This is a genomic window from Cyanobium sp. BA20m-p-22 (assembly GCF_024346275.1).
GTDB lineage: Bacteria > Cyanobacteriota > Cyanobacteriia > PCC-6307 > Cyanobiaceae > Cyanobium_A.
The window spans coordinates 1-11,157 of the sequence record NZ_JAGQCQ010000094.1; the positions used below are offsets into that span (position 1 = coordinate 1).

Below are 11,157 nucleotides of genomic sequence, written 5' to 3' on the forward strand. Positions count from 1 at the left end.
TGCCACCACGTCGTTGGCGTAGTTCTGCAGGGAGTAGTTGGTGGAGGCGGCACTGGCGGTGCGGCTGCCGTCGTAGTCGATGCCCAGGCCGCCCCCCACGTCGAGATAGCCCATCGGCGCCCCCAGACGGGTCAGTTCGGCGTAGATCTGGCCAGCCTCCTGTAGGGCGTCTTTGAGCACGGCGATGTCGTTGATCTGGCTGCCGATGTGGAAGTGCAGCAGGCGCAGCTCACCGAGCAGGTCGGCGGCCCGCAGGGCCTCCACGCTGGTGAGCAGATCCGGCACCGAGAGCCCAAACTTGGCCCGCTCCCCCACCGAGCTGCCCCAGCGCCCCGTACTGCGGGCCGAGAGCTTGGCGCGGATGCCAAGCAGGGGGGCGGCACCGAGTTCGCCGCTGGCGGCGATGATTCGCCCCACCTCATTGGCCTGCTCGATCACCACCACCGGCTGACGGCCCAGGCGCCGGGCCAGGATCGCCGTTTCGATGTAGCGCTGGTCTTTATAGCCGTTGCAGATCAGCAGGGCTTCCGGGTCGTCCAGCAGGGAGAGGGCGATCAGCAGCTCGGCCTTGCTGCCGGCCTCCAGGCCGAAGTGCCAGCGGCGGCCGCTCTCCACCAGCTGCTCCACCACGTGGCGCTGCTGGTTGCACTTGACAGGGAATACGCCCTGGTAGCGGCCGCCGTAGCCGTACTGGGCGATGGCCCGCTCAAAGGCGCCATGCAGGCGCTCTAGCCGGTCTTCAAGGATGTCGTCGAAGCGGATCAGCAGTGGCAGCGACAGGTCGCGGCCCTGCAGCTCCTGCACCAGCTCCACCAAATCGAGGGAGCCGCCCCGGTCGCCGCGGGGTTGAACCATCACATGGCCCCGCTCGCTGACGCAGAAGTAGGGATCCCCCCAGCGCTCGAGGCCGTAAAGGGCGGCGCCGTCGGCGGCGGTCCAGGTGCCGGTGGGATTGGCGAGCACCATCGGGCCTTTGGGTTGTGGCGGGTTGCGTGACTGGAATCTTGTCAGTGGCCGGGGCTGCGGTTCGGCCCGATTCGACGGGTTGGCTCTGCTGACCCTGACTTACTCCGCCCGGTGAGCCATGGATGACGTCCGCTCCACATCACTCCCCCCTTAAGGGGGGATTTGAGGCGGATCGATTTCTACCTTTCGGGGTCGCGGGCAAAATGTAGTGAGTAATTCTTGCGCCGAGACTTTCCCATGCCGCATCAGGGTTCGTATATCAACGGCAAGTGGATCACCGGATCAGGCAAGGTTCAGCGCAATGTCAATCCGGCGGATCTCAGTGAGGTAGTGGCTGAGTTTCCAACCGCCCAGATTGCTGAAGCCCTGGCGGCGATTGCCGCCGCCGAGGCGGCTTGGCCGATGTGGAAGGCTGTTCCCGCTCCGGAGCGCGGTCGCATACTTGCCAGGGCTGTCGCGATTGCCCGCACCCGCATCGATGAGATCGCCACGCTTCTGACGCGAGAGGAAGGCAAGATCCTCGCGGAGGCGAAGGGGGAGGTGATCAAGGGGATCAACTGTCTTGACTTCTGTGGAGGCCAGGGCTATCGCCTGGGAGGCAAGGTGCTGCCATCGGAGGCTGTCGACACAGCCGCCTACACGATTCGCCAGCCGATCGGGGTAGCGGGCATCATTACGCCGTGGAACTTCCCCTGGTCCAATCCCTGCTGGAAGATCGCCCCTGCCCTCGTCGCCGGCTGCAGCGTTGTTTTCAAGCCCGCTTCCGCTACGCCACTGACGGCATCGTGCCTGATTGAGATTCTAGAGGAAGCAGGCTTGCCGGCGGGCGTGCTGAATATGGTGGTTGGCTCCGGAGCCGAGATCGGCGATACGATCGTCAACCACCCGGCGACCAAGGTTCTTTCCTTCACCGGATCGAATCCCGTGGGCTCACGGTTGTATGAAAACGGCGCCAAAAAGCTCGCCAAGGTCACCTGTGAGATGGGTGGTAAGAACGCACTTATCGTCATGGACGATGCCGATCTGGAGAGGGCCGTCCAGGGCGTGATCGGAGGCGGCTTTGGCTCCAGCGGCCAACGCTGCACCGCTACCTCCCGAGTGCTGGTGCATACGGACGTGAAGGCCAGGTTTCTGGAGCTCCTTGTTGCCGCCACAACGGCCTTGAAGCTGGGCAACGGTCTGGATCCGACCACCCAGATGGGACCGGTTGTGGATCAGGACCAGTTGAACACCGACCTCTCCTACATCGAGATCGCGAAGAATGAAGGCCTGAAGCTGATCGCCGGTGGGAGCTTGGCAACTTCGGCCGGCAATGGCTACTTCCTGGAGCCCACCATCTTTGATGGTGTCAATCCCAGCCATCGCCTGTTCCAGGAGGAGGTGTTCGGCCCCGTGCTGGCGGTGAGCGAATTCTCGACTTACGAGGAGGCCATCGAGCTTGCCAATGGGGTGGCCTTTGGCCTTTCGTCATCGATTTATACCAAGGGCCTCGTGACTGCCCAGCGCTTCACCCAGGATACCCATTCCGGGATGGCCCATGTTAATGAACCCTCCATCGGTGGCGAGGCGCAGCTTCCCTTCGGTGGCGTCGGCATCACGGGCGTCGGCGATCGCGAGATGGGAGAAGATGGGGTAAATTTCTATACCCAGATCAAGACTATCTTCATCAACTACTCCCTCTCTGGCGAGCGCTCAATGTTCCGCTGAGGTGTCGATCATCTCGCCTTGAACCTCCACAGATGTTCAGCTCCCGCTGACTGCGCTATCAATTCCAATTCCATTTCCCCCACAGGTGAGACCAATGACCAACAAAATGACCGACCTGAATATCGCCATTGTTATGTTTGACGGTGCCGAAGAGCAGGACGTCGTCGGCTGCTGGGAGATGTTCTGGTGGGCAACGACGTTCGACGATCACCCGGAGGACAAGGATATGACGGAGGCAGATTTCAGCTATAGCTTCGGTGAGGAATCCGCAGGCGCCTCTAGAAAGCTGCCAAACATCTTTACAGTGGCGCCAACAACATCCCCGTTGTCAATGTCATCCGGCATGAGATTCCTGCCTGATTTCAGCTTTGCCGATGCGCCGCCTGCCAATGTGGTTGTCGTGCCGGGGGGAGTGGGAGCCAGAGCCACGGAGCAACTCAAGGCAAATGGAACCCTCGGCTACATTCATCAGGTAGGAACCCAAGCGGACTGCAAGTACGTTGTTTCCGTTTGCACAGGCTCGTTTGTTCTGGGACACGCGGGTCTGCTGGATGGTGTGTGCTGCACCACCTACATGAATCAATACGACCGCTTTGAGCGCGAGATCCCATCCGCCAAATTGGTGCGGGATCCGAGCATCAACTTCTTGCAGGATGGCAAGTATCTGACCAGCAACGGTCCCTGCTCTGGGCAGGCCACTTCGCTGAGGCTTGTCGAAGACCATGTCGGAACACGCAAGAAGGACAAGCTCAGGGAACTGCTTTCGTTCGTCTACCCAACTGCAAAGGGTCTGATCAATGACAATGGCTCGATGATCGCGCACAACGTCTGAGCGGAGTCAGGCAGGAAGAGCCATTCCCTAAGAGGTACCGCCAGTGACGGGTGCCTGTGACAACTGATTGCTGCTGAGAGGGTCACGATCGGTGGGTTGTCGATGTTCACCTCTTGCCAGCATCACTTCAACATTACGATTGCATAATTCGTATGCAGGACACTTCTACCCCACCGCTGCAAGGGCTGACAATCCTGGATCTATCCCGCGTCCTTGCAGGACCCTACTGCACCATGATCCTGGCTCAGCAGGGTGCCAGGGTGATCAAGGTTGAGATCCCAGAAACGGGTGATGACTCAAGAGCCTTCGGCCCTTTCGTCAACGGCAAGTCTCTTTATTTCTCCTCGATCAACTATGACAAGAAGAGCATCGCTCTGAACCTCAAGCAGCCTGCTGATCGGGAGATCTTTGAGAAGCTGCTCGGCATTGCCGATGTGCTGGTGGAGAACTACAGGCCGGGAACGATGGAGAAACTTGGCTACGGCTGGGACACCTTGCATGCCAACTACCCCAACCTGATCTATGGCGCCGCCTCTGGATTTGGTGATTTCGGACCGTATTCCAGGCAGGCGGCGTATGACATGGTTGTGCAGGGCATGGGCGGTGTGATGAGCATGACTGGGCAGCCTGGCGCTCCACCAACACGGGTGGGGGTTTCGATCGGTGACATGACAGCCGCGCTCTATCTCAGCATTGGGATCCTCGGGGCGATTTACAAACGCAGCCAGGGTGGCGGCGCGATGAAGGTGGATGTCGCCATGCTGGATTGCCAATTGTCGCTGTTGGAAGATGCCATTCCCGCCTACCTGAGCCTAGGGGAAGTCGCTCAACCGCAGGGTTCACGTCATCCTGAAATCACTCCGTTCCAGGTCTTCACTACACAAGACAGCAACATTGTGATCGCGGCAGGAAACGACCATCTATTCAGTCTGCTAACCCAAGTGCTGGAGCGTCCTGACTTGCTGGAGAACCCAGACTACAAGACTAACGCGCTCCGCCATGCCCACGTCGATGTTCTGCAGGCAGACATAGAAGGTGCACTGCAAAATCGGTCCACGCAGCAATGGATCGAGGCCCTCAATGCTGCAGGTGTGCCTTGCGGACCGGTCAACACCATCGCCGAGGTCGTCAAAGACCCGCAAGTGGCAGCACGCCACATGATCGTTTCGATTGCAGATCCAGTTATCGGCAATCTGCAGGTTGCCGGTAATCCCATCAAGCTCTCGAGTGTATCCGAACGTATGGAACATCAGGCGCCACCTGAACTGGATGGTGACCGAGACGCAATTCTTGCACTCCTGAACGGCAAGGACTAAGAACACCCCCAAAACTCTGCCATGTTTATCCTTTGCCAGTCTGCCAATCAGATTGGGACGGTGACACTGAATCAGCCGGCCAAGCACAATGCCCTCAGTCGAGCTCTTGTTGAAGAGCTGATTCAGTCCCTCTGCGAATTCCAGAATGATGGGGTACGGGTCGTCGTGATCCGCGCTGCCTCCGATGCATCTGTCTGGTCGGCTGGCCATGACATCAATGAATTACCCTTGGGGGAGGATCCATTGCAGTACAGCGATCCGGTCGAGCAGTTGCTCCGGGCGATCGCATCGTTCCCAGGCCCCGTCATTGCGATGGTCCATGGTTCTGTCTGGGGTGCTGCTGTCGATCTAGCTCTCAGTTGTGATTTGATCCTTGGTGATGAAAGCTGCTCATTTGCGATTACGCCAGCCAATCTTGGGCTGGCCTACAACACTGCTGGTCTGCTGCACTTCATGCGTCGTCTGCCCTTGAACCTGCTCAAGGAGATGCTGTTCACCGCAAGTGCGATCAAGGCTGAGGATGCCGCTCGATGGGGCATCCTCAACCACCTCGTCCCAGAGTCGGAACTTGAGCACTTTACTTACGAGCTTGTGCAGCTGATGCTCACAAAATCTCCCCTGGTTCAGTCCGCAGTCAAGCAACAGTTGAGACTGCTTTCCCAGGCTGCTCCGCTGACAGCGGACATGTTTGAAATGATTCAGGGGTTGCGGGAGAAGGTCTACACAAGTGACGACTATAAGGAAGGAATACGCGCCTTTCAGGAGAAGCGCAAGCCCGTCTTCAAAGGGGTCTAGCTGCGCAGTCCCTACGCCAATCGTTTTCGCGACAGCCGTTCAGATGGGCTTCATGGTCTGCATGGAGCGCACCAGCGGCATGTCTCAAGCAAGTGGCGGGTGGTGCATCACTACACCGATCCTTTCTAGTCAGCAGGTTGGGGCAGGGTCCTGCCTTCACAGTGCATCCTCTCCTTGCAGAGCCTCGGGGAGACCGGTTGCGGCTCGATCGCAATCGCCATGGCGCGCGGTCACAAGCCTATGTAATCCCCCCTCAGTGATTCGCATCTGCAGGCGGGACCACCTACGTTCTGTGACCTTTGAGCCTCCGCCTCTGCGTTGATGCCCTTCCCGGGCTCCCGCCTAGGCAGCGTCCGATGGGTTTTGTGTTGTTCGACCTGAACCTTCAGCTGATTGCCGATGAGGTCACCCAAAGCCTAAGTGAGACTCGATCCTGCGTGGTCTTGCTAGGGCAGGTCCTGGTGGTTATTGCCTCTGTTGAGGCAGCGCAGCGAGTAGAGCCAAGTTCCCAAGGCAGCAAAGACAGCGCCGCGACTAAATCATCGGGGGTTGACTTTGTTCTCGCCAATACGCCTGCTAAGATCAGACCATAAAATAGCAACCGTCCTTGAGCCTCCAGTTGGTCTCCTAGGCAACGGGGCCTCCCGCTCTAGGCATGGACTTTACCGACCGACTGCATCTGCTGGAGCCAAATCGCAAAATGGTCTTCAGCTGGATTCTATCCAGTGATATTCGCCTCCGCTTCGTAATCGCCATGAAAAGCCACCTGGCACTTCTGGCAATTATTCGTTCGATCTCGGTGCAGAACCGCATTAAGGGAATCGCTTCTACGGAAGAGGAGGCCTTTCGCCGCATTCGCCAGAGCAACCCTGGCTTGTTGATCTGCAGCGACCAACTGGCTGAAGGCAACGGCTTTTCTCTGTGCCGAAGAGCCGTTCGGGCCGTCGGCGATCTGAGGGTCCTGATGGTGTTGTCCAGCGAAGCAGTGGATGCGGGTTTTGCCCTGGAATGCGGCGCCATGGCCGTGGTTTGCGAGGAAGACTTTCTTTCGCCTGAGATGGAAGTGATGCAGTCTCTACTTGCTGTTGCCAACAGCAAGACCTATGTCTCCAGCCGAGCCAGAAGTCGCATGCAGCGGCCTGCTGTGATTGTTAATTCCCCTCAGTCCCTCACACCCAGGGAGCAGGAGGTCCTCGTCCTCCTGCTCCAAGGTGCCTCAGACAGGGATATTTCTGATCAGTTGACCATTTCCATCCACACGGTCAAGGAGTATGGCAAGAGCATCCGGACTAAATACCAGGTCAAAACCCGTATGCAGTTGATCAGCATCCTGCTTGGTCACGCTCTGTCAACGCCCCGGAGGCGCTAGCGCGCCGACTTCGCATGAAGCGTTGTGGATCCGGCTCCCAGTGGCAAGCCCCTGTCGATGTAGCGCCTGGCGGCGCTTGAATCTTCGCCGCCGTTGCGGCGGACTGAGTCGCTCGAAGCCGCTGTGCTTGCTGGGGGCGCGGGGCCGCCACGGTCGATGGCCCGATCCCGCCGCTCCTCCACCATGGCCACCGAACGCTCCTTCATCGCCATCAAGCCCATTGGCGCCACCAAGCCCCTCGAGGCCGAGCCCGGCACGATCCACGGCTCCGACGCCCCCGAAACCGCTGAATTCGAAATCGGCCTGTGGTTCCAGCCCTCCGACCAGGTGTGGCGCGTCGAGGTCTAAGTGGCCAGGCTGGGGGCGCTCTGGGAGTGCCCCAATTCAGCCATGGTCCTGCCGAACACGCCCCATTCCGTCAGCAAACGCCTGGGCCTTCTAGCTGGGATTGCTCTGGCACTTTCCGGTTCTGTGGTGCTCGGCATCGTTCCCCTGGAGGCGGCAACCCCGGCTCCCCGGGTGGTGGACGTGCCCAGCAAGCCGGCTTTCATCAAGCCGCCCCAGGGTGGTGAACGCCCGGCCCGCCTTGGTCAGATCATCTCCTACGACTCCGTATTGCGCACCCAGAAGCCCGGGCGGATGCAGGTGCAGCTTGCCAGTGGCCGCAGCTTTCGCCTGGGCGGGGATGCGGTGCTGCGGCTGGGTCGCCAGCGCCTCGATCTGCAGCGCGGCCAAATCATTGCCTGGGTTAATCCGGGCACCAAGGGCGGCGCGCCGCTCACGATCCATACCCGAGTTGCCACGGCTTCGATCGTCGGCACTACGGTTTTTATCGAGGCAAGTGACACCAGCCTGAAGATCTTCAGTTGGGAGGGCGAGGTGGCCTGCACCACCACGGACGGTCAGCGCAAGATCCTGCGCAGCGGTGAGCAGCTGGCCTACGAAAACGGCGCCTGGGCCAAAACCCGCCTGACCACCCAGGAAGCCGCCGCACGGCGTCAGAAGAGCATCTTGCTCAATGGCTTCTCTGCCCCAATGGACACCCTGCCTGTTCTGGAGAAGGAGCTCGGCATCAGCACGCCGGTGTCTGCCCGGTGAGGCGACCGCCCTTGTGGGGGCTGGCCCTGTTCGCCGGGCTGCTGCTGGTTCAGCCGGTTCTGCGCCCCTCGCCACCCGGCCAACTGCTGGTGGCCCTTGATGCGTTCTTGCAGGCGCAACTTTTTCGGCTGCGGGGGGTGCGCCTTGATCCTGGGGCACCGGTCGTTGTGGCGATCGATGCCGATTCCATCAACCTTGATCGCCTATTCAGCCCGGAGGAACGTCAGGCTTCTCCCCTGTGGCGAACTATGGGGCAGTGGCCCTGGCCGCGGGCGCTGCAGGCTGAGCTGGCGGCCACCGTGCTGGAGCGGGGTGCTCGCCGGGTGGTGTTCAACCTGGTGTTAGCCCAGCCCAGCCGTTTCGGCCCGGCCGATGACGCAGCTTTTCAGCGCCGTTTGGCGCCCTGGCGGTCTCAGCTTGTCTTAGCAGCGTCATCCGCGGGCAGCAGTCAGCAAGACCTGGAGCAGGTGCAGTTGCAAATGCCCCTGTACGCCGGCACAGCTGTGGGACTGACCAACCTGCTGCAGAGCCCCCAGGGCATTACTGATGCCATCCCAGGTAGTGACTGGATTTCAGACCATCTGGCTGGCTTCCAATCTCCCCTGCCCCAAGCGCTTGCCTGGGCCGCCAGCGCTCAGGCCCCGCCCACGCCCGTGAGGGGAATCAACTTTCCAGGGCCGGCCGGCACCCTGCTTACCGTGCCGGCCTGGCAGCTGCTGGAGCAGCCCGCTGCCTTTTGGCGTGGCCGCACCGTGGTGATCGGTGCCACGGCCGCTGAGCTGGGCGGTCAGCTGGAGACACCCTTCGGGCCCCAGAGCGGTACGGAGGTGCAGGCGGCTGCCTTGGCCAGTGCGCTGGCCGGCAATTCGATTCAGTTCCTGCCCGATCCCGGCCAGCTGGCGTTGTTGTTGAGCTGGGCCGCGCTGCTGGCCTGGAGCTTGACGCGGGTGGTCACGGCGCGGCAGGCCACGCTGCTCAGCCTGGGCTGGCTGAGCGCTGCGGTCCTGCTGGCGGCCCTGGTCTGGTGGACTGCCCTTCTCTGGCTGCCCCTGTCAAGTCTGCTGTTGCTGTCTGGCCTCGCGGGGGGATGGAGCAGCGCTGCCCTGGGCTGGCGCGAGGCCCGGGAGCGCCAGGTTTTGCATCAGCTGCTCAGCAAACGGATTTCGCCTGCCCTGCTCCAGGACATCTTGCGGGCGCCCGGCCCAGTTTGGACGCAGCTGGGCGGTAAGCGCGCTCGCTGTGTAGTGCTGTTCACCGATCTAGTCGGATTTACACCCCTCAGTGCCCGGCTTGAGGCGGCGGATTTGTTTGCCCTGCTTAACCGTTATTTTGATGGCTTAGCCCAGGCGGTGATCGCTGAGCAGGGGTTGGTCGACAAGTTCATTGGCGATTCGTTGATGGCGGAGTTTGGCTTGCCTTGCAGCCGAGGGGAGGCGGCGGAGGCTTTAGCGGCGGTGCGGGCTGCCCAGGCGATACAGCTCAGCTTGGGGCGGCTCAACCAGGAGCTGGAGCTTGCGGGCCAGCCGCCCCTACGTCATGGCATCGGCATTCATGTGGGTGAGGTGGTAGCCGGCAATCTGGGTTCTTCCCAGCGCATGGAGTACACAGTGATTGGCTCTGCGGTAAATATCGCCAGCCGGCTTGAGGGTCTTACGCGCCAGTTTCCAGACCACAGCATTTTGATCAGCGCTGAATTGCGCCAGCTGCTGCCGCCGGAGCTGGTTGTGGTGCCTTTAGGTAGCCATAAAGTAAAGGGATGGCATGTGCCACTAGAGGTGTATGGATTGGGGTAGATAAACGCAGGAGTGCAAGAAGCCAGTGCGCTGCTTGATGGTCAGATGAGTTGTGGCCCGAGCGGATCCGGTTCTGTGCTTTGCTCACGATGGTGAGTTGCTTAGTCGCCATTCTATGGCAGCTGATTATAAGAGCTACTTGGCTGGGGATATAATTAGGGGCTTTTCTTTCCCTTGCCAGTGTTCCAGAGCCTATTGTTATCCTTGAGCCTCAATTTGCCGGGGGCTAGGCAAATTCTGCTTTTGCTAAATGTCGGCGGCAACTGCGGCCTTATTGGTCTGCCATTCGGTCTGTCGCTGTAATGCTTGGGCGTCTTGTTGGGCGCCTCGCCATTGGCGAGGTTGGCTCTTGCGGGTTGAACGGCGCCGACCCCCAGGACTCACTGGCGGGCGGCGGGGTTCAGCCTGCTGCAACCGGATGCTTTCTGCGCCGATGCTCCTGATGCGGCAAGTTTCCGAATCGCCGCTGGGAGGAGCACGAGGAGTACTGGCGTGCGCTGGCGCATCGGGGCGGATTTCCCACACCGGCCATCGAGCTGGCCAGTCCGGCTGCGCGCGTCATCTGGTTTGACGGCTACGTGCGCTCCTGCGCGAAACAACAGCAGTGTCTGGCAAAAGGTTAGGTTGTCTGGGGTACTTGATGAGATTGAGCAATTCAAGAACGAACTTGGTTTTGAATTGATTGCTAAGCGCCTCGGGATACAACCACTATAAAGGCACTAAGGAGCATCAGGCCTCAACAGTTTTCCGACAAATCCTCAATCCCGCAATCCAACACCGTCACGATCTTGGATGTCAATTCCAAGGAAAATGCTGATGCCGGCAAAGACCAAGGGGTGGATCTGAGTGACATGCTCTTGGAGATGTTGTTGAAACGCAAAGTCACTTAGATTGAATCAAAGCAACAGCTCTGGAAAGCGTCAATCCCATAATGTCATAAACAACAAAGCCGTGAACGATGATCAATATTCGTGCCCGAGCAGAACGCCCCTTGATGGAACTGATGGGCGGATCGGATACAGAGGTGAATGACACTACAAAGTAATCAATAGGTCGCGGATCATCTCTCTCGCAATCCAATCTGAACTGTCTTTGATTCGTGGCATTTACAAAATTATCAAGGCGCCAGTAGATCCATCCCCAAATAAGCAATGAATAAGGGAGAAAGAACAGCAATTGAGTAATAAGTGCAAACCTGGGAGATTCACGATCAAAGACGAGTAGATTAAGGCCTGCCAATTGAATAAACATCCTCGCGACGATATATAGTCCAACAAGGTC

9 protein-coding genes and 1 pseudogene are annotated in these 11,157 nt (G+C 59.5%); 8 read left to right on the plus strand and 2 right to left on the minus strand.

Translation table 11 applies throughout. From position 1 onward, the window contains the following. Positions 1-966, minus strand: a 966-nt coding sequence (speA, locus tag KBZ15_RS09720) for a biosynthetic arginine decarboxylase (RefSeq protein ID WP_255015015.1), incomplete at its 3' end; no start/stop codon positions are given. Between the two features lie 237 nt (positions 967-1,203). Here speA and KBZ15_RS09725 point away from each other — a divergent pair. From KBZ15_RS09725 to KBZ15_RS09760, 8 genes and pseudogenes are all read left to right on the plus strand, one after another. Further along, positions 1,204-2,673, plus strand: a complete 1,470-nt coding sequence (locus KBZ15_RS09725; protein WP_255015017.1) for an aldehyde dehydrogenase family protein — start codon at positions 1,204-1,206, stop codon at positions 2,671-2,673. A gap of 94 nt (positions 2,674-2,767) precedes the next feature. Next, positions 2,768-3,505 (plus strand): DJ-1/PfpI family protein, encoded by a 738-nt coding sequence (locus KBZ15_RS09730; RefSeq protein ID WP_255015018.1) that lies wholly within the window; start codon positions 2,768-2,770, stop codon positions 3,503-3,505. A gap of 152 nt (positions 3,506-3,657) precedes the next feature. Next, a complete protein-coding gene (locus KBZ15_RS09735) occupies positions 3,658-4,821 on the plus strand; it encodes a CaiB/BaiF CoA-transferase family protein (protein ID WP_255015019.1) in 1,164 nt (387 codons plus the stop codon). 21 nt (positions 4,822-4,842) lie between these two features. Continuing rightward, on the plus strand, positions 4,843-5,616 hold the full coding sequence (gene scpB / locus KBZ15_RS09740) for a methylmalonyl-CoA decarboxylase (protein WP_255015021.1): 774 nt from the start codon (positions 4,843-4,845) through the stop codon (positions 5,614-5,616). A 655-nt stretch (positions 5,617-6,271) separates the two neighbouring features. After that, a complete protein-coding gene (locus KBZ15_RS09745) occupies positions 6,272-6,985 on the plus strand; it encodes a response regulator transcription factor (protein ID WP_254932187.1) in 714 nt (237 codons plus the stop codon). A gap of 207 nt (positions 6,986-7,192) precedes the next feature. Further along, positions 7,193-7,333: pseudogene (locus KBZ15_RS09750) on the plus strand (nucleoside-diphosphate kinase); the annotation flags it as partial. A gap of 42 nt (positions 7,334-7,375) precedes the next feature. Continuing rightward, the gene (locus KBZ15_RS09755) at positions 7,376-8,083 is read left to right on the plus strand and encodes a FecR family protein (RefSeq protein WP_255015022.1); all 708 of its coding nucleotides are present in this window, start codon (positions 7,376-7,378) and stop codon (positions 8,081-8,083) included. Between the two features lie 11 nt (positions 8,084-8,094). Continuing rightward, positions 8,095-9,876 carry an adenylate/guanylate cyclase domain-containing protein gene (locus KBZ15_RS09760; RefSeq protein ID WP_255015023.1) on the plus strand — a complete coding sequence of 594 codons (1,782 nt, stop codon included), beginning with the start codon at positions 8,095-8,097 and terminating at the stop codon, positions 9,874-9,876. 882 nt (positions 9,877-10,758) lie between these two features. Here the strand turns inward: KBZ15_RS09760 and KBZ15_RS09765 are convergent. Next, a partial coding sequence (locus KBZ15_RS09765; protein WP_255015024.1) for a hypothetical protein occupies positions 10,759-11,157 on the minus strand: 399 nt, incomplete at its 5' end.

Excerpts from the sequence above, each read along its gene's own strand:
- KBZ15_RS09755 (WP_255015022.1), top strand. The coding sequence starts at position 7,376 with ATGGTCCTGCCGAACACGCCCCATTCCGTCAGCAAACGCCTGGGCCTT.
- KBZ15_RS09745 (WP_254932187.1), top strand. The coding sequence starts at position 6,272 with ATGGACTTTACCGACCGACTGCATCTGCTGGAGCCAAATCGCAAAATG.
- KBZ15_RS09730 (WP_255015018.1), top strand. The coding sequence starts at position 2,768 with ATGACCAACAAAATGACCGACCTGAATATCGCCATTGTTATGTTTGAC.
- KBZ15_RS09725 (WP_255015017.1), top strand. The coding sequence starts at position 1,204 with ATGCCGCATCAGGGTTCGTATATCAACGGCAAGTGGATCACCGGATCA.
- KBZ15_RS09735 (WP_255015019.1), top strand. The coding sequence starts at position 3,658 with ATGCAGGACACTTCTACCCCACCGCTGCAAGGGCTGACAATCCTGGAT.
- scpB (WP_255015021.1), top strand. The coding sequence starts at position 4,843 with ATGTTTATCCTTTGCCAGTCTGCCAATCAGATTGGGACGGTGACACTG.